This window comes from Streptomyces sp. NPDC104381 (genome assembly GCF_055583745.1).
On record NZ_JBVJNK010000003.1, the window covers coordinates 207,188 to 231,983 of the forward strand.

A 24,796-nucleotide genomic window follows, 5' to 3' on the forward strand; every position below is an offset into this window, starting at 1 on the left:
GTGGTCAACTCGTCCGCTCCGCGCCCGGGCGGATGGCCTCCGGCACGGTGGACAGGCCAGGATTCTCCGGTGGCTCCGGCGCCAGGGTGAAGGTGATGCGCGTGCCTTCCTGGTACGCCGTGTCGACGGAGATGGTGCCGCCGTGGAACTCCACGACCTTCTTGCACATCGCGAGGCCGATGCCGCTGCCGGAGTAGACATCCTTGGTGTGCAGCCGCTGGAAGATCACGAAGACCTTGTCGGCGTACTCCGGTGCGATGCCGATGCCGTTGTCGGTGACGGTGAACCGCCACAGATCGTCTTCCCTGGCCGCCGTGACATGGATCTTCGGCGTCTCGCCCGGGCGGCGGAACTTGACGGCGTTGCCGATCAGGTTCTGCCAGAGCATGCCCATCTGGGTGGGGTCGGCGACCAGCGTCGGCAGCGGGTCGTGGGTGATCGACGCGCCGGTCTCCTCGATGCCGACGCTCAGGACGGACAGCGTCCGCTCCAGCGATTTGCCCAGGTCGAGGCTCTGGTGCGTGTGGTTCACCCGTCCGACCCGCGAGAATTCGAGCAGGTCGTTGATGAGGGTCTGCATGCGGTTCGCCCCGTCGACCGCGAAGTCGATGTACTGGTCGGCCCGTTCGTCGAGCTGGCCGCCGTAGCGCCGTCGGAGGAGCTGGGTGAAGCTGGAGACCTTGCGCAGCGGCTCCTGGAGGTCGTGGGAGGCCACGTACGCGAACTGCTCCAGCTCGGCGTTCGAGCGCTGGAGGTTCGCGGCCTGCGCGTCGAGCCGCTGACGTGCGTCCTCGCTGAAGGCCAGTTCCCGCACGAGACGGCGGCGCATGAAGTCGATCTCGCTGCTCAGGTGCCTCAGGTCGGCGGGCCCGGTCGGGACGATGGGGTGGTCGAAGTCACCGCCGGCGATGATCCGGGCGTCCGTGCCGAGCTGTTCCAGCGGCCGGTTGATGCCGCGCCGCAGTCCTTCGAAGACGAAGACCGTCAGGACGACCATCAGGATCGCGATGGCGCTGAAGACCCCGTTGCGCAAGGCCATCGTGGCCTTGAGGTCGTCCTTCACCCGGACGACCTCCGAGCGCAGCCGGTCCTGCTGCCTGCTCACGGCCGCGCGTACCCCGTCGAAGGTCTGCTTGCCCTCCGCCGCCCGCTGGGTCGCCAGCGGTGAGGGCGAGCCGACGGGTGCCGCGGCGATCGGCCGTGCGATTCTCTCCTGCCACGTGGCCGTGGCGTCCTGCACGGCGTCGAGGTCGTCGAGGCCGGCCCGGTCGTCGCGCAACAGCCCGGTGAGCTCCGCGACGACGGCCTTCTGCTCGGCGAGGCCCTCCTCGTAGGGAGTGATGAACTCCCGCGAGCCGGTGAGCCCGTAGCCCCGGATGCCCGTCTCCTGGTTGAGCAGGGCCGATTCCAGGCGGATCGCCTGTGCCAGTGCGGGGGACCGCACATCCACGAGCTCGCTGCTGATCGACGCGCTCCGTGCCAGAACCCATGCCCCGGTCGTGCCGAGGAGCGCCAGCACGGCGAGGGAGACAGCCGCCCCCGCACGGAGCCACCGCCGGGTCGTCCACGTGGAAAACCACCGCGTACGCGGTGGTTTCGTATTCCCGGTCATTCTCGGTGGACTCCTCGCTGCGGCGGCCGCCCGGACGAGCGGCCAGCACACTCTAATAGGTGACAACGATTGTTGTCACCGAGAGCTCCGAGGCCCTAGAGTGCCGGACATGCCAGGCAAGAACTTCGAACTGCGGACCACGCCGGAGGAGACGGCCGTCATCGCGGACGCAGAGGTCGACAGTCTTGCGCAGCGCCTTGCTCGCCGTTTGTCGGACACCTCACCGCGTTCGGTGTCGGACGACCCGGCGCCGGCTCTGGCTCTGCTACACGTGCTGGAACACCTCCAGCAGGCAGCTGAGCGGCTCCAGCGGGAGGCAGCCGTGGCTGCCGCCCGCGCGGGTGCCGGGTACCCCCAGCTCGGTGCCGCCTGCGGGATGAGCCGGCAGGGCGCACGGCGCCGCTGGCCGGGCCTCTTCCAGCACTCCGACGAGAAACCCACGGAGCATCCGATGATAAGCACCACCCCCTCCCGTCCGTTCGACGTTCTGCTCGTCGAGGACGACATCGCCGACGCCATGCTCATCGAGGAAGCCCTCGCCGAGCGCGGGGCCCGCAATCTGGTCCAGGTCACCGACGGTGTCGCCGCTCTGGAGCACCTGCGCGCCCCGGGCAACTCGCGCCCCGACCTCATCGTCCTCGACCTGAACATGCCGCGGATGAACGGCCGTGAGCTGCTGAAGGTCCTGAAGAACGACGAGGACCTGCACACCATCCCGGTGGTCGTCCTCACCACGTCCACCGCCCCGGACGACGTGACCGGCGCGTACAGCAGCCACGCCAACGCGTACGTGACCAAGCCGGTGAACCTGCAGGAGTTCGAGCAGGCCGTCCAGAGCATCGACGCCTTCTACCTCGACACCGCGACGCGGCCGCGCCCCTGAACCACAGCCGTCGGGGCCCGGACCGCGTCACGCGGTCCGGGCCCCGACGCGTGCCGTGTCAGCTCCGTGCGGTGTCGTCGGCCGGTGCCGAGCCCGTCTTCTCGCGCATCTTGCGCACCAGCTCCGCCTTCTGGTCGGCGGCGCCCCGGCGGTCGAGGTTGCGGTGCGGGCCGTTGTTCTGCCGTTCCTCGCGGGACAGCCTCTTGCGCTTGCCGCCGCCCATGCCCACGGGGTTGTTGATGTTCTTGCTCACGGTCATGGGTTCTCCCGGTGCTGAGGTGAAGTGATCTGCGGATTCGTCCGGTGGGGGACCGGCTCCCGCTGACGTCGAAGGACGTACGCGGCGGCCCGTCGCGCTCTCACTCGTTGGTCGACGCCCGGAAGAACATGCCGAAGACGTTACCCGGTCCCGTCGGCCCCGCACACCAGCCCGACCGGGGCCCTCAGGCCGCGGGAACGGCGGGCACCTCCACGTTCACCTCGCCGCAGCCGACGCGCTCCGCCTCCGCCTTCACGTACGACGGCAGAACGGCGAGGGCGAGCGGCCTGTCGTCGTACGCTCCGTCGTCCGTCCCCGGCTCCTGCGCCACGAACGCGACCCGGCCGGACCGGCAGTCCGCCGTCCAGACGCTCAGGCCGCCCGCGTAGGCTCCCTGCCCGTCGCCGCCGAGAGGCACCGCACGGTTGTCGAGCACCCGAGAGACGACGGCGGCCAGCTCCGGTTCCGCCACGGTCATCAGCCGGAGCCTGTTCGGCCCGAAGGGCTGCCGCACGTCGCAGGCCCGGACCGCGTCCGCCCCCGGTGCTCCCGGCTTCGTGCCCGGCGTGGTGCGCACGGCCTCGGCCCCGGACCCGCGAGCCCACCCGGGCAGCCGGAGACCCTGGATGCCGCAGAGCCGGTCGGCGTCGACGGCCGGCAGCGCGTTGCCCTCCGGGGCGATGGGGAGCCTCGGCGGGTCGTCGTACCGGCTCCCGCAGCCGTACCGTTCCATCACGCCGTTGGCCAGCCGCACGACCGCGCGGGACATCGCGTCGAGGCCGCGCCGCGCGTCGACCTCGTTCTGGCCGTCCGGGTCGGCCTCGTCCGAGGCGAGGGTGACCACACGCAACGGCGGCTTCTCACCCGGCTCGTACGACCGCTCCTCACAGCTCGCGGGGAGCGCCACCCAGGCGCGTGTGGAGGACGCCATGCCGACGACGCCGTCGCCGAGCGGTGTCATACGTGAGGAGAGGTACTCCTCCGTCCAACTCCACGCCCGCGCGCCCCGCAACCCGCCCAGCGTCCGCACCGACGCCGTGACCTCCGACTCCAGCTCGTCGGCCCCGAACCCCTGCATGCTGCACTCCGTGTGCATGTGGTCCTCCGTGGCCCGGCGCAACGGCAGCTCACGGCTGCGTACGTCGGTGTCCGTGAACAGGGCGTGCGCGACGTCGGGCGAGAGCGAACCCCAGCACACGTCCCGCTCCACGAACGGCAGTTCGTCGGAGCGCCACGCCATGACGCCCCATCCCAGCAGCGCCCCGACGAGCGCGCCCACGAGGGCGACCCCGATCCGGCCACGGAGCCCGTCCGGCATCTCGTCCTTCCCCTCCGGGGGTGCCCCGGTCACCTCGCCCGGTGCCCCGGCCCGGCAACTCCCCACTCCCCGCTCGTCATCGACAGTCCGAGGAGGCTATCTTCCGTGCCGGCCGCCGTCGGCCGTGGGGGCCACCGGCTGAGCCTGAGCGATCAGCAGCGCGACATCGTCGTGGTCGCCCGGGTGCCGCAACTGCTCCAGGAGGCGCCGGCAGGTCGCTTCGAGAGGGCGGGGTGGTTCGTCCAGCGCCTGGAGCAGGGCGCCGAGCCGCACGTCGATGGGCTGGTCGCGCGTCTCGACGAGGCCGTCGGTGTAGAGGAGGAGCCGGTCCCCGGGCAGCAGGTCGAAGCCGGTGGTGTCGAACCGGACCCCGCCCACGCCGAGGGGCGCCCCGGCCTGGAGGTCCAGGAGCTCGGGGCTCCGGCCCGGGCGCGCCAGGACCGGTGGCAGGTGCCCGGCGTTGGCCACGTGGCAGCGGTGCCGGTGCGGGTCGTAGACGGCGTACAGACAGGTGGCGATGGACTGCCCGAGCCCGGCGGTGAGCTTGTCGAGGTGGCGCAGGACCTCGTCGGGCTCCAGGTCGAGGTCGGCGTAGGCGCGGGTGGCGGTGAGCAGGCGCCCCATCGTCGCAGCGGCGTCGATCCCGTTGCCCATCACGTCGCCGACCACCAGGGCGGAGTTGTCGCCGGACAGGGGGATGACGTCGTACCAGTCCCCGCCGATCTCGCTCGACGCCTGCGCCGGCTGGTACAGCGAGGCGACCTCCAGGCCGGTGAGCCGGGGAGCGTGGGTGGGGAGCACACTGCGCTGGAGGCTCTCGGCGGAGTCGCGCACGCTCTGGAACCAGCGGGCGTTGTCGATGGCGACGGCGGCCCGGGCCGCCAGCTCCCTGACCAGCAGGAGATCGTCCTCGTCGAAGGGAGCCTGGTTACGCGCCCGGATGAGGTCGAACGCACCGAGGACCTGGTCGCGGGCGATCAGCGGCACGGCGAGATAGGAGTGGACGCCGGCCCGTGCCAACGCCGCGGCGGCGTCCTGGTCACGTGCGATGCGCAGCAGGTCCTCGGGGCCGGTGCGGGCTACGAGGACCGGCCGGGCCGTGTGCACGCACCGGGTGATCAGCCGGTCCGGGCCGTACGAGGCGACGCTGCCGACCGCGTCCGCGGCGCCGGTGGCCTCGTTGGGGTAGGCGGCGGCGACCGCGAGCGCGCGGAACAGCTCGGGGCCGTCACGGTGGTCGTCGGTCCGGCGGCAGGCCAGGACACTGTCGAGGACGTCGACCGCCACGACGTCCGCCAGCTCCGGTACGGCGATCTCCGCCAGCTCCCGCGCGGTGCGCTCCACCTCCAGCGTGGTCCCGACGCGTGCGGAGGCGTCCGCGATCAGTGCCAGCCTGTGCCGGGCCCGGTCCGCCTCCGCCGCCGCCCGGTGGCGCTCGGTGACGTCGACGACGGAGTTCGCCACACCGACCACCCGCCCGTCGGGCCCGTGGAGCCGGTAGTACGACACCGACCACGCGTGGTCGGTGTCGGGATCCGCGGGGGTGCGGCCCACGAGGTACTGGTCGATCATCGGCGTACCGGTGGCCAGGACCTCACGCATCACGTCCTCGACGGCGCCGACCGCGGGGGAGCTGTGGATGTCGTGGGGGTGCCGCCCCAGGTGGTCGGCGGCGGGGACGCCGTTGATGCGTTCCAGCGCCGGGTTCACCATGAGATAGCGCAGATCGGTGTCCAGCAGGGCGATGCCGACGGGTGCCTGGGCCACCAGCTGCTCCGACAGCGCCAGCTTGTTCTCCACCTGCTCCAGTACGCGCTGGTCGGCGGCGATGCCCAGGGCGTACACATCGCCTCGGTCGTCCTGCAGCCGCACGTTGCGGAACTCCACCAGCTGGGTGCTGCCGTCCTTCCGCAGCACGGGAAACGCACCGGCCCAGCTCTCCCCCGATCGCATCACCTCGGCGAACAGCCCTGTCGCCAGGTCACGGTCCTCCTCGCGCAGCAGGAGCCGAGCGGCGTACCTGCCCAGCGCTTCCTCCGAGGAGTAGCCGAAGACGTCACCGGCCTGCGGGCTCCAGAACACGATCCGGCCGGTGCCGTCCAGCACGATCGCCGACACACCGAGCAGATCGAGCAGCCCTCCTGCCGACGACGACCAGGCCTCGGGGAGTCCGGGCCCCGGTCCCCGGTCCTCGGGGGATGCGCGGCTGCTCATGCTCCGGGCCCCTTCCTGCGGTGACCCCTGATGGTCCGCGTCAGCGGCTCATCCCTCCATGGTGCTCTCGGCACCGCTCCGGCACGAACCGGGCCCCGCGGCGCCCGCCGGCTCCACTGCCACCTCCACCGTGGTGCCGTCGAGAAAGGCCAGCGTGACCGGTCCGTCGCCGTCGGCCCGCACGGAGACCGCGTGGCGCAGCGCCTCCGGATGCAGCGTGTCGCGGGACAGCGCGACGAGGGACACCAGAAGGCTCCGGCCGCCCCGACGGCCTTCCAGCCGCAGCCCGGGCGTCGCCGAATGCGGTCCGTACGCGTTGGACTCCACGTCCCGGGCCACCCGCGCCGTCGACCCGTCCCAGCCGTGCAGCGCCACCACCGCGCTGCTCAGCCCCTCGGCCGTACGTGCCATGGCCCAGCCGGGTCCGGACGTCGCCTCCGGGCGGAGCGTGTGCGCCACCGTGTACCCGCCCTCCTGGACCGCCGCCCCGTCCGGCGCGTCGATCCGGTGGACACGGATCTCCCACGGGCCGTGCAGCACACTCGTCGTCCCGATCCGGAAGACCCGGTCGTCTCCCGGCAGCCTCGCCGCGTACCAGGAGCCCGCCGTACGGCCCGCACAGTGCGTCCTGTGGATGCGGCCGCGCCGGGTGGGTGTCCCGTCCGGCGCCAGCAGCGCCAGGTGGTTGTCGATCCCGCGGGCCGCCGCGTGCGGGGCGGATTCGGGGGCCGTCGCCGTCGAGTAGGCGAACCTCGCGTAGTGCGGGTCGTCCTCCCCGTCGGGCCGGCCGGCGCCGGGGTCCTCGGGCGGGTTGTGGTCGCTGCCGTGGTTCACCAGCCGGACGATGCCGTCGTGCCGGGTCCCGTGCAGCAGCCAGCCCGGCGCCGGCAGCGCCGTGTACCGGTCGCCCTCCTCGACCGGCAGCGGGAGCTCCCGCTCCGTCCACACCGGGTGGTCCGGCGGGAGCAGCAGGCCGAGGAATCCCTTGCTGGCCCAGTACGGGGAGGCGGGACCGGAGTACGGCTGGGTGGCCGGCAGGAAGGTGTCGTACCAGCCCAGGGTCAGCAGCCCCCTCCCGTCCGGCACCCCGCGCTCGGCGAAGTGCCGCATCGTGCCCGAGGCGAGCCGGCGGGTCAGGCCGGGGGCCAGCGGCGTGCAGTCCGCCAGCGCCCCCATCCACACCGGGGCCAGGGCCGCGAAGCGGTACGTCAGCGAGCGCCCCTGGTGGACCGGGGCCCCGTCGGAGCCGAAGAAGTGCGGATAGTCCTCCAGGAACCGGCTGAGCCGCTCCCGGTAGGCGGCGGTGCGGCCCCCGTCGTCGGGACCGGCGATGCGCGACCACAGCAGCGGGTACAGGTGCATCGCCCAGCCGATGTAGTAGTCGAAGTTCTGGCCGTCGCCGTCCGTGTACCAGCCGTCACCGACGTACCAGTCCTCGATCCGGTCGAGCCCGGACTCGATGTCCGCACGGTTGTACGGGGCCCCGACCGAGGCCAGGAACTGTTCGGACACCACCTGGAACAGCCGCCAGTTGTTGTCCCAGGTGCGCCCGCCGACGAACCCGGAGAACCACTCCACCACCCGCTCCCGCACCCCGGTGTCCAGCCGGTCCCAGATCCACGGCCGCGTCTCGTGCAGGGCCACGGCGATCGAGGCCGCCTCGACCATCTGCTGCGAGCAGTCCGTGATCCTCGGCCACGCCTCGGCGCCGTCCGGGTCCGTGCCGGCCGCCAGGCCCGCCGCGTACCGCTCGGTCAGCGCGGGCTCCACGGCCCCGCCCGCGCCCGCGATCCGGAAGGCGGCCAGCAGGAACGACCGGGCGAACCCCTCCAGCCCGTCGCACACGATCCCCGACCAGCTGGACCGGCCGGGCAACCGGTACTGGGCGAAGCCGGGGGTCGCGTACGGCACCAGCGCGTCCAGCATCCGGTCGGCCGTCACCTCCCAGTGGTCCCGGGTCCACCCGGTACGGGAGGAGAGCAGCCGGTCGGGCGGCGGGAGACGCAGATACGGGGCGACGGACATGGCGGGTGCTCCTGGGCGATCGGGCTACTGGACGAGTTCTGCGCGATGGGTGTGGCCGCGGGAACCACCGACCGCGACGGTCAGCAGCGTCCGGCGGCCCGGTGCCACGCTCACCGTGTCGTCGGCCCGGCTCACGGTCCGTACGCGGAACGGGAGCTCCACGGTGAGCGAGGCCTGGGTCCGGCCGGGGTCCGCCACGGCCACCGAGACACGGGGCCCGTCGCGCCGCACCAGCACCGAGCAGGCCCCCGAGGCCGTGATCCCGCCGACGCTTCCCCCGGCCCAGAAGTTCACCGCGGTCAGCCCCTGCCGGCGGGCCTCCACCGCGTGGGCGCCGGCGTCGTGGGCCAGCACGCGGACCGGCTGCGAGAGGGACCAGAGGGCCGTCGCGGCGGCCGACGCGCCGGGCAGCAGCACATAGGCGTAGCCCGCGTCGGTGGGGGAGACACCGTGATCGACCCAGAGGGTGAGGTAGCGGCGGGTCAGCTCGACGGAGGAACCACCCGTGTCCGCACCGGTGTTGACGGAACGCCAGGTGCCCGTGCGCTCCTCACGCACCGTGCGCAGCGTGCTCCTGTCGAGCAGGACGTAGCCGCTCACGCCCTCGACATGCGCCCAGCGGGCCCGCTCGAAGCGTGCCGACCACCCCTGGACGACGGGCTGCGGGAAGCCGTCCACGGTCAGCCGGTGCCGCCCGCCGGTGCCGAGGTTGCGGTTCTCCAGCACGGTCTCGACCCCGTACCCGTCGGCCGAGGTGATGCCCGACCCCAGCGCGATCACCGCGTTGTCGAGCAGGAACCAGGACTTACGGGCGCGCAGGGTCGTGCCGGGCGCTCCGGTCAGCTCCATCGCCGCGGAGGTGTAGCGGCCCTGGAGGACGGCCCCGCCCGCGACCGCGTTGGCCGGCCGGTAGGTGGAGGTGCCGCCACCGGTGCCGAGATCGGCGCGACGGCGGGTGTCGACGGTGGTGCCGGGCAGCCGGTACGGGTCGACCGTGGGCCAGAAGCCGTCGTTGAACTGCCCGAGGTCGTCGGCGTCGTAGAGGTACGTCATCCCGTCGCCGGTGTACCAGCCGTGCAGGTTCTCCCCGTTGCCCGCCTCGTACGCCGAGATCCGCCTCGACGACATCGACAGGGTGCAGGCCCAGCCGGGCCGGCGGTGCACCACGCGGTCCATGTCCGCGAACACCGCCGAACCCGTGGTGCGCGGCTCGGCGTGGACCGCCGGGTCGCCGAGCACCTCCTTGGCCAGGGCGATCTGGGGGAGGGTGGCGAGGGACGTGAACGGGGTGGTGCGGTTACGGGTCAGCCAGCCCTTGACCACCGCACGCCAGCGGTCCGCGTACGCGGCCGGTGCGCCCGTCGCCAGCAGCAGGATCGCGGCGACCGCCGCGGCCCCGTCCCGGTGGTCGCCGGCCCGCTCCCGGGAGACGGCGCGGCCGCGCACCGCGTCCATCATCAGCCCGTCGAAGACCACCGGGACGAAGGAGCGCTCGACGGCCTCGTACATCACCGAGACCTTCGGATCGGTGACCGCCCACGGCGAACCGGCCAGCAGCGCCAGCAGATACGCCGCCCCGCCGAGCAGCACCGTGCCGTACGAGCCGGTGTACGCGACCACGTCGTGCTGGACGAAGGAGCCGTCCTCGTAGAATCCGTCGCCCGAAGTGGCGTACCGGAACAGGCTGTTGCGGCCCCCGTCGCGTACGTCGGAGAGCGCGTCCCTCGCCGAGGCGAGCTTCGCCGTGTCCTGGCCGAGCAGTCCCCGCAGGGCGACGGTCACCGCCTTGTCCGTACGGTTCGCGCCGGTCTCGGCCAGAGCGGGGGAGTTGGTGCGGCGGTCCGCGTCCGGGCAGAACCGGTCGACGACCGCGAGGTAGGCGGCCAGATCGGCGGCGGGCAGCCGGTCGCGCAGCAGCACACAGCAGTCCATCAGGGCCCGTGGCGCGCCGATCTCCCAGAACCACCAGTTGCCCGCCTCCGGCAGCCCGGGGTGATAGGCGGTGTCGTGGACGAAGCGCAGGGCCGCCACGAGTGCGTCCGCCACGTCCGGGGCGGCGGCGAGCGGAGTGCCGGGGGTCGCCCAGGCGAGGGCGAGGGTCCGCAGCCGTGTGTAGCTCTGGCCGAAGTTGCCCGCGTCGGTGACCGGTGCCAGATCGGCCCAGAGCGCGGTCCGGCCGGCGTCGCGGTCCAGCGTGTCCCACAGGCCGCGCGCGGTGTCGCCGAGTGCGGCGAGGGCCTGGGCGAAGTCCGGGTCGGCGGGATCGAACGCGCCGCCCGTCAGCAGGGTTCCGGCACGTTCGAGGAGGGCGGCGGTATCGGCGGCCGGCGGTGCGCCGGGTGTGGTGTCCGCCGGCCGCGGGGCCGCCGACACCGGACCCGTCGTGGCGACGAGGGCGGTGGCGGCCGTGGCGCCGGTGGCGGCGAGGAGGGATCTCCTGCTCATGTCCATGGGGGCTCCGTCGCGTCGGGTCAGTCGGTCAGGGTGCTCGGGTCGACGGGCGGCTTCGGAAGACCGAGCGCGGCCAGCTCGGCCCTCCCGACGGCGTCGATCGGGAAGGCCCAGGTCCCGATGAAGAAGTCGCCGAGGTCATGGCCCGCGACCCGGCTGGAGTACGTCGCCAGCGCCCGGTAGCGCTTGGCGTCCTCGGTGGCGCCGGACTGCGGGTTCTCCTCGCGCACCAGCCGGTGCAGCCGGGGCCAGAAGTCGTCGCCGAAGGCCAGCTCCAGCTGGCGGAGCGGGACGAGCTTCTCGTAGGCGCCGAAGGACTTCTCGTACGTCAGCCCCGCCGTCCCGAACTTGGCCTGCGCGCTTCGGAACGGGTTCAGGCCGGTCGCGGGGTCGACGGTGAGGAGGTTGGAGGGCTGTCCCAGGGCGCGCTGCGCGGCCAGGGAGTAGATGTTCACCGTGACCTCGGTGAGGCCGCCGGGCTTGTACGCCATCTGCTGGTGGAGGTGACCGAGCTCGTGGTAGAGCCCCCACCCACGGGTGCGCAGCCCCTCCACGGTGGTGGCCCGGTCGAGGTAGGCGCGCGGGAAACCGTTGTAACCGTGTGTGGCGTAGGCGCCGACACCCGTGGGCACCTTGCTGACCTCGGTGAAGTGGTACGGGCCCGCCTTGCGGCGGTGGACCGGCCTCGAACCGTCGAGACCGCTGATCGCGGCCGCCGAGTCGATGATCTGCTCGACCAGGCGCAGCAGCGCGGCGTGGTCCTCGTCGCGGTGGAGCAGCGCCCCTTCGCGGGTGAGCGTCATGATCGTGCGCGGGGCATGGAGTTCGACGTACGGGACGTCGGGGGAGGTGTCCAGCATCCGCTGGTACGCGGCCTCCGTGGTGCCGTCCAGGGTGAAGACCGGCATGGCGGCCGAGCCGGACCGGAGGACCACCTCCGCACGCTCGCCGGCCCCCGCCAGGGTGAGGTACGCCGGACCGCCGTGCGGGTCGGTGACGGTGTTGTCCCCGGCCGTGAGGGGGTAGCGGCGCGGCTCGGTGACTTCCCCGTAGTAGTCCCAGGCGCCGATCCACAGTGTGGGCAGCGGGCCGTCGTACGACCGGACCGTGAGGACCAGCGGGGTGTTCGGCGGGACGTACCGGCCGGTGGGCTGGAACTCGCTGCCGCGCAGCGCCTGGGCCAGCCGCAGCCGTTCCGCCTCGGCGGCGGGACGGGCGACGACCGGGACCGTCACCTCGCCGGCGCGGGTGGCCGGGGTGCGCGCGGGGGCGAGGGCGGCGGCCGGGGTGGCGGCGGTGCCGAGAGCGGCCAGGGCGCCGGCGCCCACCGTGGCGGCGAGGACGGAGCGACGGGCGACCGGGACGGAACCACGGGCGGTGGGCGGGGGATCGACGTGCGGAGTGGCGTCCGGAGCTGCTGGGGCCTCCGAGGCGGAGAAGCGCATGCGGAACTCTCCCTGCGGAATCGAGTGAGGGGCACGAGCGGCGGAACCTGCCCGCCAGCATGTAAGCGGTTGCTATCGAACCGCAAGGGGATCACGGAAGTTACTACGATTTACTATGACGGCAGCGGGCCGCCGCACAGGAACCGCTTACGCCCGGCCGCCGCGCACGGACCTCGGCGCCACGGAATCGCGTACCACGATGTGGGTGCCCAGCCGCAGCGCGCCCGTCGTCGGTTCGCGCCAGTCGTCCTCGTCCCCGCCGGAGACGGCCAGCCGCACGGCCTGCCGGCCCATCTCCTCCAGCGGAACGTGCACCGTGGTCAGCCGGGGGCGCAGTTCCTGGGCGACGGGGATGTCGTCGTAGCCGACCAGCGAGATGTCCTGCGGCACCCGGATCCCCGCCTCCTCCAGGGCCTGCGCGGCGCCCGCCGCCACCATGTCGTTGGCGGCGAAGACAGCCGTGAACTCCAGCCCCTGGCGCAGGAGTTCGGTGAGCTTCAGATAGCCGAAACCGCGGCTGAAGGCGCCCGGCTGCGTGAGATCCGGGTCATGGGCCACCCCTCGCAGCTCCAGGGCCCGCACGTGCCCGGCCAGCCGGTCGCGGGTGGTGGAGAGCCTGGGCGGGCCACCGAGGTACAGGATCCGCTCGTGCCCCCGCGTCAGCAGGTGGTCCGTGATGGCGAAGGCGCCTCCCTCGTTGTCGTACTCCACCGCCATCGTCGGCGCGGGTTCGCCGAGCGGGGGTCTGCCGCACAGCACGAGCTTGGAGCCGCCGGCGTCCAGTTCGCGGGCCCTGCGGGCGAGTTCGGAGGTGTAGCCGCGGTCGGCGATGCTGCCGCCGACCACGACGACCGCGTCGGCGCGGCGCTCGTGCATCAGGTCGATGAAGGCCAGTTCGCGCTGGGGGTCGCCCTGGGTGCAGCACACCAGGCACAGACGGCCGCCGAGGGCCGCCTCGCGCTCCACACCCCGGGCGATGTAGGCGTAGAACGGGTCGACCACCTCGTTGACGATGATGCCGACGGTACGGGCGGAGACCCCGGCCAGCGCGCGGGCGTGGGCGTTCACCACGTAGCCCAGCTCCCGCATGGCGGACTCGACCCGCTCCCGGGTGGCCTCCGCCACGGGGTAGTTGCGGTTGAGGACGCGCGAGACGGTGGCGGTGGAGACCCCCGCGTGGCGGGCCACATCGGTGACCGTCGCACGCCGTTGCCCGTCCGTGGCGCTGGTCTGCCGGCGCATCCGGCTCACCCCCTGCTGGCTGATGTGTGATGCCGAGCCTAGAGCCTGTGGGGCGGCCGGGTTCACGCGATCCGCTCCAGGTCGGACCGGTGCACCGGGTGCGCGAAGGGCGACCCCGCCGCGTAGCGCGCCAGCTCGTCCGCGGCGAGCGCGCCCAGGCGTCCCACCTCGTTGCCCTGCGCCCCCGCCAGGTGCGGGGTGATCAGGACGTTGGGCAGGTCCCACAAGGGGTGGCCGGGCGGGAGCGGTTCGGGTGACGTCACGTCGAGGACCGCGTCCAGCCGCCCGCTGACCAGGTGCCCGGTCAGCGCCTGGGTGTCCACCAGCGCGCCGCGCGCGGTGTTGACCAGCAGGGTCCCGGGACGCATGAGGCCAATCCTGCGGGCGTCGATCAGCCCTCTGGTCCGCGGGGTGTCCGGGGCGTGCACGGTGACCACGTCACTGGTCGCCACCAGGGTGTCCAGATCGACCGGGGTGACGCCGAGGAGCTCGGCCTCGGCCGCGTCGACGTACGGGTCGTACAACAGCACATCGGCGTCCAGCACCCGCAGCAGCTCGATGACGCGGCGGCCGACACGGGAGGCGCCCACCACACCGATGGTCAGCCCGTGCGCACCGATCCAGTGCTGCCGGTCCAGGTCCGCGCCCGTGCGGTGGGTGCGCCGGGTGCGGAACAGGCCGGCCAGCGGGAAGACCCGCTTGGCGCCCATGATGATGGCGGCCAGCGTGTACTCCGCCACGGGGACGGCGTTGGCCGCCGCCGCCGAGGAGACGACGACGCCCCGGTCGAAGACCTCCGGCGACAGGAACGTCTTCACCGTCCCGGCCGCGTGGATCACCGCGCGGAGCCGGGGCGCCCGTTCCAGCAGTGCCGCGTCGACGGGCGGGCAGCCCCAGCCGGTCAGCAGGACCTCGGCCTCGGCCAGTGCGGCCGACGCCCCGGGCGAGTCGAACTCGCTGATGACCGACGGATGCCGGAAGTCCGCCGCCTCCTCGATCCGGGCCCTCACGGGAGGAGGGAAGACATCGTCCAGCAGCCCGGGACGCATCACCAGGACCGTGCGCGGCCGCTCGGGGGCCGGTGTCGGGGTGTCGGCCCCGGACCGAGCCGGTGCCTCTTCGGTGGTTCGCACCCTGCCTCCGGACAGTAATCGTGTTCTACGGAATGACCGGCACGCTAAGGAGCTGAACCGTCGAGCGTCAAGCGGGTAGGGGCCCCAATTCGCCTTTCACGAGCCATTTTTGCCGTTCTGGCGCCATGGATTGGCGTCGTGGGAGCTCTCTGTGAGGCAGTCATTTTCCTGGATCCCTTGACCGTGGGGTTAACCGCTTACTAACTTGCCGCCGCAGAAGGCTCACCATGCGCCACCCAGCCGAACAGGACGCACTATGGCTGACACAGCACGCCCGCTGCCGCGGGAAAAGCGGTCGAAACGCCGGAAGGGGGTCGATGAATCCACGCCGGCGAGCGCCTCGCCGCACCGCCCGGCGGCGAGCGGCCACCACCTGACGTTCCGTCAGCGTCTCAAGCGCGACCGGGTGATGCTCCTGCTGACCCTGCCCGGCCTGGTGTACTTCGTCGTCTTCCACTACGTCCCGCTGCTGGGATACGTCGTGGCGTTCCAGGACTACCAGCCCTACCTGGGCTACATGCACAGCGTCTGGGTCGGCCTCGCCAACTTCACGGCGGCGTTCGGTGACGCGGCCTTCTGGTCCGCGACCTTCAACACCCTGGAGATCGCCCTCGTCCAGCTGGTCTTCTTCTTCCCCGTGCCGATCGCGCTGGCCCTGCTCCTCAACAGCATCGTCAGCGAACGGCTGCGCCGCTTCGTGCAGAGCGTCGTCTACCTGCCGCACTTCATCGGCTGGGTCATCATCGTCTCGATCTTCCAGCAGATCCTGGGCGGCGCCGGTCTCCTGCCCGACGTCCTCGGCGGTCTGGGACTGCCGCGCTACGACATGATGAGCGACCCGGACGCCTTCCCCTGGCTGCTGACCCTCCAAGTGGCCTGGAAGGACGCGGGCTGGGGCACGATCATCATCCTCGCCGCGCTGCTGAACATCGACAAGCAGCAGTACGAGGCCGCCGCGATCGACGGAGCGGGGCCCCGGCGCCGGCTGTGGCACGTCACCCTGCCCGGGATCGCCCCGGTGCTGATCCTGCTGCTCATCCTCAACCTCGGGCAGATCCTGTCCGTCGGCTTCGAACAGATCCTGCTCCAGCGCGACGCGGTCGGCCCCGACGCCGGCGAGGTCCTGGACACCTACGTCTACTACCACGGCATCAAGGACAACGACTGGGGCGTCGCCGCAGCCGTCGGACTCGTCAAGGCGGTCATCGGCACCGCACTCGTCCTGGGCGCGAACAAGCTCGCCCACCGCCTCGGCCACGAAGGGGTGTACCGCGGTGCTGACCGCTGAGAAGCCGCCCGCCACGTCCGTCCCCACGGCACCGGCGAAGAAGAAGAGGACCCGCGCCGACCGCACCCCACGGTCCGACGGGCGCCCGCCGTGGATGGAACGGTCCACACCCCTCGGCCGGTCCGCCAAGGGACTCGCCCTCGTCGTCGTGGTCGCCGCCGTCGCCTACCCGCTGCTCGGGGTCATCGGCACGAGCTTCGCCTCGCAGTCCGACATCATCCGCTCGACCGGCCTGGTGCTGTGGCCCGACCACCCCACGCTCGACGCGTACCGCACGATCTTCACCGGCGGGGTCGTCACCCGGGCCCTGTTCGTCAGCATCGGCATCACGCTCGTCGGGACCCTGGCCAGTCTGCTGGTGACCGTGGGCATGGCCTACGGGCTCTCCCGCCGGGATGTCACCGGGGCGCGCCCCATCCTGATGATCGCCCTGTTCACCATGCTCTTCAACGCGGGCATCATCCCCAACTTCCTGCTCGTCAAGGGCCTCGGTCTGTACGACACCTACGCGGCGCTCGTCATGCCCACCCTGGTCAGCGCCTTCAACCTGGTCGTCCTGCGGTCGTTCTTCATGAACCTGCCGGAGGAGCTGTACGACGCCGCGAAGGTCGACGGGGCCGGCGACTTCCGCATTCTCGTGCGCATCGTCCTGCCGCTGTCCAAGGCCGTCCTCGCCGTCATCAGCCTCTTCTACGCGGTGACGTACTGGAACGCCTTCTTCAACGCCCTGCTGTACCTCAACGACTCCGACAAGTGGCCGCTGCCCATGGTGCTGCGCACCTACGTCCTCCAGGGCCAGAGCCTCAACAGCGCCTCCGCGGGCGAGGTGCTCGCGCCGCAGCAGGCCGTCCAGATGGCGGTCCTCGTGATCGCCGTCGTGCCGATCCTCGTCGTCTACCCCTTCCTCCAGCGCTACTTCACCAAGGGCGTGCTCACCGGCGCCATCAAGGGCTGAGCGCCCCGCCCCGGCCTGTCGGCCCCTTCTCCCAAGGAGATCCAGTGTCGAGCACCACCCCCATCAACCGCCGGTCACTGTTCCGCATGGGCGCGGGTCTCGGTCTCGGGCTGGCCGCCGCGCCCCTGCTCGCCGCCTGCGGCGACGGCGGCACCGCAGCCCGGGCGGAGGCCAAGAGCGCCTCGCTCCTGCCGGACACCGCCGTCCGCAACATCGGTCTCAGGCCCGACCTGGCCGGGACCGCCACGGGAGTGCCGCAGGGCTTCTTCGGCTACCCGGCGAAGCCGCTGCGGGCCACGGGGAACACCCCGCTCAAGGGCGCGGCCCCGATCACCGCCACCATGGAGACCTTCTCGCCGCCCCCGCCCCGCCGGGGCAGGAACGCGGCCTGGAAGCGGATCGAGAGCCTCCTGGGCGCCCGGGTCGACATCACCGCCGTGCCCGCCGACGACTACGGCACCAAGTTCTCCACGATGGTGGCCAGCGACAGCCTTCCCGACCTCTTCATGTACCCCGAGGTCGGCGGCGTCGACAACAAGGCCTCCTTCCTCCAGGCCACCTGCGCCGACCTCACCCCGTACCTCGCCGGGGACAAGGTCAAGGACTACCCGAACCTCGCCGCCATCCCGAAGGCCGCCTGGCAGGCCGCCATCTTCGGCGGCAAGCTCTACGGCATCCCGATCGCCCGCACCGGGACCGGCGGCGCCGGCTTCTACCGCCACGACCTGTTCGAGGAGGTCGGCGTCACGAGCCTCGACCAGATCGACGGCCTCGACCGGTTCGTCGAGGTGTGCAAGGAGCTGACGCGGCCCGCGAAGGACCGGTACGCGATCATCGCGGGCGCCACCAGCATGCTCGCCATGTCCGCGGGGGCGCCGTACTACTGGCGCCTCGACCCCGCGACCGGAAAGTTCACCATCGACCTGGAGACCCCCGAGTACCGCACGGCCGTCGAGACCGCCCGCGCGCTGTACAAGGCCGGATGCTTCTACCCCGGCACCCTCCAGATGTCCGGGGCGCAGAAGGCCCAGTACACGGACATGTTCAAGAACGGAAAGGGGGCGTACGTCTACGACGGCGTGCCCACCTACCTCGCGCCCGGCGTCGGCTACGTCGCCGCCATGAAGGCCATCGACCCGGCGTACGACCCGCGCCCCTTCGTCCCGGTCGGCAAGGGTGCCGTCTCCTGGACGGACAACGTCAAGCTGGAGAACACCCATGTGAAGAAGGCGTCCGGGGAGCGGGTCCGGCAGATCCTCGCCCTGGCCGACTTCGCCGCCTCGCCCTTCGGCAGCGAGGAGTACACCCTGATCAACTACGGCGTCGAGGGAACCGACTTCACCCGTGACGACAAGGGCAACCCCGCCCTGACCGAGCAGGGCACCCAGGACGTCACCGTGCCGTGGAAGTTCATGGCCTCCGCCGTCCCCGCGATCTACAGCGCCGACTCCGAGGACGGCGTCCGCCACGTCCACGAGGCGTTCACGAAGATGATCCCGATGATGGAGCAGGACCCCACGCTCCAGTACTCCTCGCCCACGTGGGACTCCAAGGGGTCCGGCAGCCTCTACGCCCTCAAGCAGGACGCCCTCAAGGACATCATCGCGGGCCGCAAGCCCATGTCCGCGTACGACCAGCTCGTCAAGGACTACCTGGCCAAGGGCGGCGAGCAGGCCCGCGGCGAGTTCGAAGAGGCCTTCCAGAAGGGGAAGAAGTGACCACCAGACGCACCGTCCTGCGCCTCGGCGCGGCCGCCGCCACCGCCTCGGCCACCGTACCCGCACTCGCCGCCCCCGCCACCGCCCGCCCGCACCGCTTCGACCCCGCACCCGGCTCGGACGGCGTCGGCGACCCGCTCTTCCCGACCCTCGGCAACGGCGGCTACCAGGTCCTCCACTACGACCTGACCTTCGACTTCACCCCGGTGACCTACGACTTCACCGGCGCCGTCACGATGCGGGCCCGAGCCACCCAGGACCTGTCCGCGTTCAACCTGGACACCGACGGCCACACCATCGAGGCCGTCACCGTCCAGGGGCGCGCCGCCACCTGGCAGCTGACCCCGGGCCGGAGCGGACAGGAACTCACCGTCACCCCCGCCCGCCCCCTGCGCGACGGCCAGGCCTTCACCGTCGCCGTACGCTACCGGGGCAACGGCAAGGCGCCCCGGCTCGGTCTCACCGGCTGGAACTTCGGCACCGACGGCGGATTCGCCTCCGCCGCCCAGTCCTCCCGCGCCGACACCTTCCTGCCCTGCAACGACACCCCGTCCGACAAGGCCACCTGGACCTTCCACATCAGCGCCCCCGAGGGGTACGTCGCCACCGCCAACGGCGAACTCCTGCACCGGACGCGGCGCCCCGACGGCTCCACCGTCCAGCACTTCGCACTCCGCGAGCGGATGGCGACCGAACTGATCGGCATCGCCGTCGTCAAGGGCACCTACCTGTACGGAACCGGCCCCCGCGGGCTGCCGCTGCGCCACATCGTCCCCCAGGGCCAGGAGGACACGTACGCCCCGATCGCCGCCCGCACCGCCGACCACCTCGCGTGGTGCGAAGCGCGGTTCGGCCGCTACCCGTTCTCCGTCTACGGCGTGCACATCTACGACGGCTACACCGACGCCCTGGAGAACCAGACGCTCTCCCTGTTCTCCACCAACTGGTTCAAGCCCCGCCCCGACGGCCGCCCCGCCCACGAGACCACCATGGTCCACGAACTGGTCCACCAGTGGTTCGGCGACAGCGTCACCCCCGCCGACTGGCAGCAGGCCTGGCTGAACGAGGGGCCCGCCGTCTACTACGCCGCCGTCTACGCCGAGGAGCGCGGCTGGTCCGTCCTCACCGACAAGATGAAGACCGCGTACGAGAAGCTCGACGCGGTCCGGGCCGAGGACGGCCCGCCCGGACGGCCCAAGGCGCTCGGCGGCACCAACATCTACGACGGCGGCGCCCTCGTCCTGTACGCCCTGCGCCGGCGGACCGGCGACCGGAGCTTCGACCGGGTGATGCGGCTGTGGCCCGAGCGGTTCAAGGACGGCAACGCCTCCAGCGAGGACTTCATCCGCCACACCGTCGACGTCACCGGCGACACGTCGCTCGACCCGTTCCTGCGCGACTGGCTCTTCGGAGCCGTGAACCCTCCCATGCCCGGTCACCCCGACTGGAAGGCCAGCACGTGAACCGCACCGCGAACGCCCTCCGCGCCGCCGCCGCAGCCGTCACCACCACCTTCCTGGCCGCCCTCCTCGCCGCACCCGCCGCCCAGGCCGCACCGGCGGCCCGCACCCTGTACACCGCCCCCAACGGCCGCGGTCACTCCTGCACGGCGGCCCGGCCCTGCGGCGTACAGGAGGCCCGGGACCTCGCCCGGACCGAACACCACCGCGACGTACGGGTGCTCCTCACCGGCGGTACGTACCGGCTCGACGCACCGCTCACGCTGGACGCGCGGGACTCCGGGGGAGACGGCCGCACCGTCACCTGGACCGCCGCCCCCGGCGCCCGGCCGGTGCTCTCCGGCGGCCGCGACCTCACCGGCTGGAAGCGCGGCGCCGAAGGCACCTGGACCGCTTCCGTGCCCGCCGGTGTCACCCCGCGCCAGCTGTTCGTGGACGGCGAGCGGGCCGTCATGGCCCGGGGCGAGGCGTGCCCGGCAGCTGTCTGCGACGCCACCGCGACCGGGATGACCGGTGCGACGGCGACCGGGATCAGCCGCTGGCAGCGCCCCACCGACGCCGAGGCCGTGATCAGGATCCGCTGGCGCAACTACCACTGCCGGATCGCCGGCGTCGACGGCGACACCGTGACCTTCGTCCAGCCCTGCTGGGCCAACTCCGCGGCCGGAACCGGCCGCACCGGGCCCTCCTGGGACTCCACCACCGTCGACTCCGCGCGCTACGCCGGTGTCGCCTTCTTCGAGAACGCACGCGAACTACTGGACCAGCCGGGCGAGTTCACCTGGGACTCGGCCGCGCGCACCGTCACCTACCTGCCGCGCCCCGGCGAGGACATGCACCGCGCGCGCGTGGTCACCCCGCACACCGAACAGCTCCTGGTCCTGGACGCGGTCCACGACGTCACGGTCCGAGGCATCGGCTTCGCGTACGCCGCCTACCGGCAGCCCGGCACCGACGAGGGGTACGCCGGGACACAGGCGGGGCTCACCCTGACCGGGGCGAGCGGGCCGGTGGACCAGGCGGGCCGGCACTACACCAAGCCGGCCGCCGCCGTCACCGTGCGCGCGGGCCGGCACGTCACCGTCGACCGCGCGGCGTTCAGCCACCTCGGCGGGGCCGGAGCGGTCCTCGAAGCCGGCACCAAGGACACCTCCGTGACCCGTTCCTCCTTCACCGACCTGTCCTCGGGCGCGGTGTACGCCGGGGACACCGAGCCGATGCCCGTGGCCGCACTCCGAGGGGAGCGCAACACCGTCGCGTACAACACGATCCGCCGCACGGGCGTCGAATACACCGACGCGGTGGGCATCTGGGCCGGTTACGAAGCCGGTCTGACCGTCGACCACAACACCCTGGAGCACCTGCCCTACTCGGGCATCTCCGTCGGCTGGGGATGGAACCAGCCCGAGGCCCGCACCTCCGTCCTGCGCGACAACAAGGTGACGGGCAACCGGATCACCGACGTCATGGAGGTCGCGAGCGAACAGCACGACGGCGGCGCGATCTACACCCAGGGCTCCCAGCCCGGCACCGTCCTGTCCGGGAACTACATCAACCGCTCCGCCTACGGGAACACCGAGCGCGACGGCAACGGCATCTACCTCGACGAGCAGTCCTCCCACATCCTCGTCGAGAAGAACGTCATCACCCGCATCGGCTACAAGTGGGTCTCCAACTGGGCCGACTACGGGATCGCCAACACCGCGCGCGGCAACTGGACCGACACCGCCGCCCCCGCCCTCGGCGGCACCGGCTCCGTCATGACGGACAACCTCACCGGACTCGACCGGCTGCCCGCCGCCGCCCTCGCCGTCGCCTCCCGGGCCGGCGCCCACGGCGGACCGGTCGAACGACTGCGGACCGACCTGGCCCGCCTCGGAACGGCCACCCAGTCCTCCACGGACGGCGCCGCCACCGCCGCCCTGGCCCTGGACGCCGACACCAACACCGACAGCCGGACCCTGTCCGAGCCGGGCGCGTGGTGGCAGGCCGACCTCGGCGCCGAACGGCACATCCGCCGGATCGAGGTCTGGAACGACGCCTCGTCCACGACGGCCGGCTTCGACGTCGTCACGGACGACCGTACGGTCCACATCAGCGGCAAGGCCCTGCGCCCGACCGTCGTCGACCTCGACAGCCGCACCCGGACGGTGCGGATCGAGGCCCGGGGGACCGGACGCGTCGCCCTCTCCCAGGTGCTCGTCCACCCCTGACCACGCCGGCGCACACCCCCTCGCCCCGCGCACCACCGCACAACGAAGGACATCCCATGACCGACCTCCGTATCGGCGTGCTCGGCTACGGCCTGCGCGGTTCCCTCGCCCGCACCGCCCACCGGCCCGGCTCCGGCGCCCGCGTCACGGCACTGGCGGAACCGGACCCACGCGCCCGTACGGAGGCGGCACGGGCCTTCCCCGAGGCCCGCACGAGCGCCGACCACCGCACGGTCGTCGAGGACCCGGACATCGACGCGGTCCTCGTCCTCACCCCCGACCACACCCACGCCGACCTCGCCTGCCAGGCACTGCGCGCGGGCAAACCCGTGTTCGTGGAGAAGCCCCTCGACATAGACATCGAGCGGTGCGACACCATCCTGCGCACCGCCCACGAGACCGGCACCCGGCTCTACATCGGCCACAACATGCGCCACATGCCCGTCGTCCGGCTGATGCGCGACCTGATCCGCGACGGCGCCGTCGGCGAGGTCAAGACCGTCTGGATCCGCCACTTCGTCGGCTACGGCGGCGACTGGTACTTCAAGGACTGGCACGCCGAACGCCGCTGCACGACCGGCCTGTTGCTCCAGAAGGCCGCGCACGACATCGACGTGCTGCACTGGCTGGCGGGAGGATACGCGCGCGACGTCCAGGCGCTGGGCGACCTGATGGTCTACGGGGACAACCCGCACCGCCGCGCGCCGGGGGAACCCAAGGCCGACGACTGGTACACCAAGGACGGCCACTGGCCCCCGCACACCCAGCGTGCGCTGAACCCCGTCATCGACGTCGAGGACGTCTCGCTGCTCAACATGCGACTCGACAACGGCGTCCTCGCCTCGTACCAGCAGTGCCACTTCACCCCCGACTACTGGCGCAACTACACCGTCATCGGGGACGCCGGGCGCCTGGAGAACTTCGGCGACGGCCCCGGCGGCCAGGTGAAGGTGTGGAACACCCGGAGGTCCGGCTACCGCGCGGACGCGGACCAGGTCCACGACATCCCGGCCGCCGAGGACAACGCGGGGCACGGCGGCGCCGATCCGCTGCTGATCGACGAGTTCCTGCGGTTCGTCAGGGAAGGCGGCCGTACCGACACCTCACCGGTGGCCGCCAGGATGGCGGTCGCGGCGGGGGTCCGGGCCACGTCCTCCCTGCGCTCGGGGGGCACTCCGGAGCGCGTACCCGTCCTCGACCCGGAACTGGTGGCGTACTTCGAGCGGGGCCAGATCCGGGGGTGATCCGCCGCCGGCCACCTCGTGGGCGCACGCCGCCCCGGAGCCCGCGAGGACCTGTACGGGAAGCCACCCGGAGAGGGAAAACGCAACTTCGACAAGGCGCGCGGGGGCGGCTACCTTCACCTGGTCCCCGGCGATCACCCACCGCGCCCCACGCACCCTCGCCCCGTGCGTGAGCCCGGGCCGGGCCCCCTCAGGCACCCCCGACCAGGGAGAGACGCATGCCCCAACTCGCTCTGTACACCTTCGGCGTCCTGACGTCACCTCTCGCCGATCCCGCGCCTCTCACACGCGAGTTCTACGAGATCGGTGAGGCCGTCTACCGGGAGTTCGGCCGCCACCCCGGGTACCTCGCCCGTGCCGAAGCGGTGGACGGTGAACCGGGGGTGCTCTTCGGGGCGGACTGGGGCGCGTGGGGGGAGTTCGCCGTGCCGGCCTGGTACGACAAGGGCCGTACGGCGGACACCACCGCCCTGGCCACGACCCTCTCCCTCTGGACCGGCCTGCGCCCCGCCTTCGAGGCCGTCTACACCGGTCTGCACCGCACCGCGCTGAACAGGCGTTACGACTGGTTCGAGAGGACCGGCCACCCGAACTACGTGTTCTGGTGGGTCCCCGGCGGTGTGACACCCACCTGGCAGGACGGGGTCTCCAGGCTGCACCACCTCCAGGACCACGGCTCCGCGCCGCACGCCTTCACCTTCCACGACCCGTTCACCCCGGAGGGAACTCCGGCCACGGTCAAGGACGTCGGGCCGAGAGGTGACCGGGTGCGCTGACGAGGGAGCCTGAACGCACCCGGCCCGTGGATCAGCCGCAGTTGGTCGCGTACCGGATCACGTACTGCTCCGGCGCGGGGCCGATCGCGCCGGACCAGTCGATGCAGGCCCCCTTGCCGCTGATGTACACGGGTCCGGCGTAGCTGGTGTACGTCCCGTGGTCGTCCACGGCGGTGTTCCCCTGGTCGGCGAGCTGGAATCCCGCGTAGATGTAGACGCCCGTACCCGGGGTGTTGCGAATGGTGACGATGCAGTTCTTCCCCGTGGCCGCGCTGTAGGTCAGATACGTCATCCCCCGGGTGCCGACCGCGCCCGAATTGACGACGGAGTATCCGGCCCCGCAGGCGCCGTTGTACGCCGCCGCCGCGGAGGCCGAGGGTGCGGCGACGAGACCGGCCCCCAGGAACGTCATCGAGAGAGCGCCACCGGTGACCGTACGCCGCAGTGAGGGACGCATGAATACTCCTTCAGGGACGACCGCGGGGGCCGTGGACCATTATCAAGATCATCAGAGCATCGGGGTGCGTTCACGTCAACTCCCCGGTGCGTCCAACTCCTCT

Annotated in this window: 18 protein-coding genes; 8 read left to right on the forward strand and 10 right to left on the reverse strand. The window is 72.0% G+C overall.

The features are described from left to right. Window positions 1–4: 4 nt before the first annotated feature. Complete coding sequence (locus ACZ607_RS10500) at window positions 5–1,612, reverse strand: sensor histidine kinase (protein ID WP_469733811.1); 1,608 nt, start codon at window positions 1,610–1,612, stop codon at window positions 5–7. A gap of 109 nt (window positions 1,613–1,721) precedes the next feature. On the opposite strand from ACZ607_RS10500, the gene ACZ607_RS10505 reads away from it, so the two are divergent. After that, on the forward strand, window positions 1,722–2,495 hold the full coding sequence (locus ACZ607_RS10505) for a response regulator (protein WP_469733813.1): 774 nt from the start codon (window positions 1,722–1,724) through the stop codon (window positions 2,493–2,495). 58 nt (window positions 2,496–2,553) lie between these two features. On the opposite strand, the gene ACZ607_RS10510 is transcribed toward ACZ607_RS10505, so the two are convergent. The 8 genes from ACZ607_RS10510 to ACZ607_RS10545 form a co-directional block, all read right to left on the reverse strand. Next, a complete protein-coding gene (locus ACZ607_RS10510) occupies window positions 2,554–2,754 on the reverse strand; it encodes a DUF6243 family protein (RefSeq protein WP_469733815.1) in 201 nt (66 codons plus the stop codon). A 184-nt stretch (window positions 2,755–2,938) separates the two neighbouring features. Further along, the gene (locus ACZ607_RS10515) at window positions 2,939–4,072 is read right to left on the reverse strand and encodes a hypothetical protein (protein WP_469733817.1); all 1,134 of its coding nucleotides are present in this window, start codon (window positions 4,070–4,072) and stop codon (window positions 2,939–2,941) included. A 96-nt stretch (window positions 4,073–4,168) separates the two neighbouring features. Continuing rightward, window positions 4,169–6,286, reverse strand: a complete 2,118-nt coding sequence (locus tag ACZ607_RS10520) for a SpoIIE family protein phosphatase (protein ID WP_469733818.1) — start codon at window positions 6,284–6,286, stop codon at window positions 4,169–4,171. A 48-nt stretch (window positions 6,287–6,334) separates the two neighbouring features. Then, complete coding sequence (locus tag ACZ607_RS10525) at window positions 6,335–8,311, reverse strand: DUF2264 domain-containing protein (RefSeq protein WP_469733819.1); 1,977 nt, start codon at window positions 8,309–8,311, stop codon at window positions 6,335–6,337. A gap of 24 nt (window positions 8,312–8,335) precedes the next feature. Next, window positions 8,336–10,762 (reverse strand): polysaccharide lyase 8 family protein, encoded by a 2,427-nt coding sequence (locus tag ACZ607_RS10530; RefSeq protein ID WP_469733821.1) that lies wholly within the window; start codon window positions 10,760–10,762, stop codon window positions 8,336–8,338. 20 nt (window positions 10,763–10,782) lie between these two features. Continuing rightward, entirely contained in the window at window positions 10,783–12,207 is a 1,425-nt protein-coding gene (locus ACZ607_RS10535; RefSeq protein WP_469733823.1) for a M60 family metallopeptidase, read from the reverse strand. Between the two features lie 147 nt (window positions 12,208–12,354). After that, the gene (locus tag ACZ607_RS10540) at window positions 12,355–13,449 is read right to left on the reverse strand and encodes a LacI family DNA-binding transcriptional regulator (protein ID WP_469733825.1); all 1,095 of its coding nucleotides are present in this window, start codon (window positions 13,447–13,449) and stop codon (window positions 12,355–12,357) included. Window positions 13,450–13,511: 62 nt separating this feature from the next. Further along, window positions 13,512–14,498 carry a hydroxyacid dehydrogenase gene (locus ACZ607_RS10545; RefSeq protein ID WP_469734906.1) on the reverse strand — a complete coding sequence of 329 codons (987 nt, stop codon included), beginning with the start codon at window positions 14,496–14,498 and terminating at the stop codon, window positions 13,512–13,514. A 340-nt stretch (window positions 14,499–14,838) separates the two neighbouring features. Here ACZ607_RS10545 and ACZ607_RS10550 point away from each other — a divergent pair, with 340 nt between their 5' ends. The 7 genes from ACZ607_RS10550 (at window position 14,839) to ACZ607_RS10580 (ending at window position 24,236) form a co-directional block, all read left to right on the forward strand. Beyond that, window positions 14,839–15,870 (forward strand): ABC transporter permease, encoded by a 1,032-nt coding sequence (locus ACZ607_RS10550; RefSeq protein ID WP_469733827.1) that lies wholly within the window; start codon window positions 14,839–14,841, stop codon window positions 15,868–15,870. A gap of 94 nt (window positions 15,871–15,964) precedes the next feature. Beyond that, window positions 15,965–16,825 carry a carbohydrate ABC transporter permease gene (locus ACZ607_RS10555; protein WP_469734907.1) on the forward strand — a complete coding sequence of 287 codons (861 nt, stop codon included), beginning with the start codon at window positions 15,965–15,967 and terminating at the stop codon, window positions 16,823–16,825. Between the two features lie 44 nt (window positions 16,826–16,869). Further along, window positions 16,870–18,543, forward strand: a complete 1,674-nt coding sequence (locus ACZ607_RS10560) for a type 2 periplasmic-binding domain-containing protein (RefSeq protein ID WP_469733828.1) — start codon at window positions 16,870–16,872, stop codon at window positions 18,541–18,543. Continuing rightward, on the forward strand, window positions 18,540–20,006 hold the full coding sequence (locus ACZ607_RS10565; protein WP_469733829.1) for a M1 family metallopeptidase: 1,467 nt from the start codon (window positions 18,540–18,542) through the stop codon (window positions 20,004–20,006). Before ACZ607_RS10560 ends, ACZ607_RS10565 begins: the two co-directional genes overlap by 4 nt. Further along, window positions 20,003–22,216, forward strand: a complete 2,214-nt coding sequence (locus ACZ607_RS10570) for a right-handed parallel beta-helix repeat-containing protein (RefSeq protein WP_469733831.1) — start codon at window positions 20,003–20,005, stop codon at window positions 22,214–22,216. Before ACZ607_RS10565 ends, ACZ607_RS10570 begins: the two co-directional genes overlap by 4 nt. A gap of 56 nt (window positions 22,217–22,272) precedes the next feature. Then, window positions 22,273–23,460: a Gfo/Idh/MocA family protein gene (locus ACZ607_RS10575; RefSeq protein ID WP_469733833.1), complete on the forward strand. Its 1,188-nt coding sequence runs from the start codon at window positions 22,273–22,275 to the stop codon at window positions 23,458–23,460. A 218-nt stretch (window positions 23,461–23,678) separates the two neighbouring features. Next, on the forward strand, window positions 23,679–24,236 hold the full coding sequence (locus ACZ607_RS10580; RefSeq protein ID WP_469733835.1) for a DUF3291 domain-containing protein: 558 nt from the start codon (window positions 23,679–23,681) through the stop codon (window positions 24,234–24,236). A 31-nt stretch (window positions 24,237–24,267) separates the two neighbouring features. Here ACZ607_RS10580 and ACZ607_RS10585 read toward each other — a convergent pair whose 3' ends face one another. Further along, on the reverse strand, window positions 24,268–24,693 hold the full coding sequence (locus ACZ607_RS10585) for a spore-associated protein A (RefSeq protein WP_469733837.1): 426 nt from the start codon (window positions 24,691–24,693) through the stop codon (window positions 24,268–24,270). Window positions 24,694–24,796: the final 103 nt, after the last annotated feature.

Coding starts and splice junctions, on each gene's coding strand:
- ACZ607_RS10540 (WP_469733825.1), bottom strand. CDS start 13,449: ATGCGCCGGCAGACCAGCGCCACGGACGGGCAACGGCGTGCGACGGTC.
- ACZ607_RS10520 (WP_469733818.1), bottom strand. CDS start 6,286: ATGAGCAGCCGCGCATCCCCCGAGGACCGGGGACCGGGGCCCGGACTC.
- ACZ607_RS10580 (WP_469733835.1), top strand. CDS start 23,679: ATGCCCCAACTCGCTCTGTACACCTTCGGCGTCCTGACGTCACCTCTC.
- ACZ607_RS10510 (WP_469733815.1), bottom strand. CDS start 2,754: ATGACCGTGAGCAAGAACATCAACAACCCCGTGGGCATGGGCGGCGGC.
- ACZ607_RS10530 (WP_469733821.1), bottom strand. CDS start 10,762: ATGGACATGAGCAGGAGATCCCTCCTCGCCGCCACCGGCGCCACGGCC.
- ACZ607_RS10515 (WP_469733817.1), bottom strand. CDS start 4,072: ATGCCGGACGGGCTCCGTGGCCGGATCGGGGTCGCCCTCGTGGGCGCG.
- ACZ607_RS10555 (WP_469734907.1), top strand. CDS start 15,965: ATGGAACGGTCCACACCCCTCGGCCGGTCCGCCAAGGGACTCGCCCTC.
- ACZ607_RS10505 (WP_469733813.1), top strand. CDS start 1,722: ATGCCAGGCAAGAACTTCGAACTGCGGACCACGCCGGAGGAGACGGCC.
- ACZ607_RS10550 (WP_469733827.1), top strand. CDS start 14,839: ATGGCTGACACAGCACGCCCGCTGCCGCGGGAAAAGCGGTCGAAACGC.
- ACZ607_RS10535 (WP_469733823.1), bottom strand. CDS start 12,207: ATGCGCTTCTCCGCCTCGGAGGCCCCAGCAGCTCCGGACGCCACTCCG.
- ACZ607_RS10575 (WP_469733833.1), top strand. CDS start 22,273: ATGACCGACCTCCGTATCGGCGTGCTCGGCTACGGCCTGCGCGGTTCC.
- ACZ607_RS10545 (WP_469734906.1), bottom strand. CDS start 14,498: ATGCGTCCCGGGCTGCTGGACGATGTCTTCCCTCCTCCCGTGAGGGCC.
- ACZ607_RS10585 (WP_469733837.1), bottom strand. CDS start 24,693: ATGCGTCCCTCACTGCGGCGTACGGTCACCGGTGGCGCTCTCTCGATG.
- ACZ607_RS10500 (WP_469733811.1), bottom strand. CDS start 1,612: ATGACCGGGAATACGAAACCACCGCGTACGCGGTGGTTTTCCACGTGG.
- ACZ607_RS10525 (WP_469733819.1), bottom strand. CDS start 8,311: ATGTCCGTCGCCCCGTATCTGCGTCTCCCGCCGCCCGACCGGCTGCTC.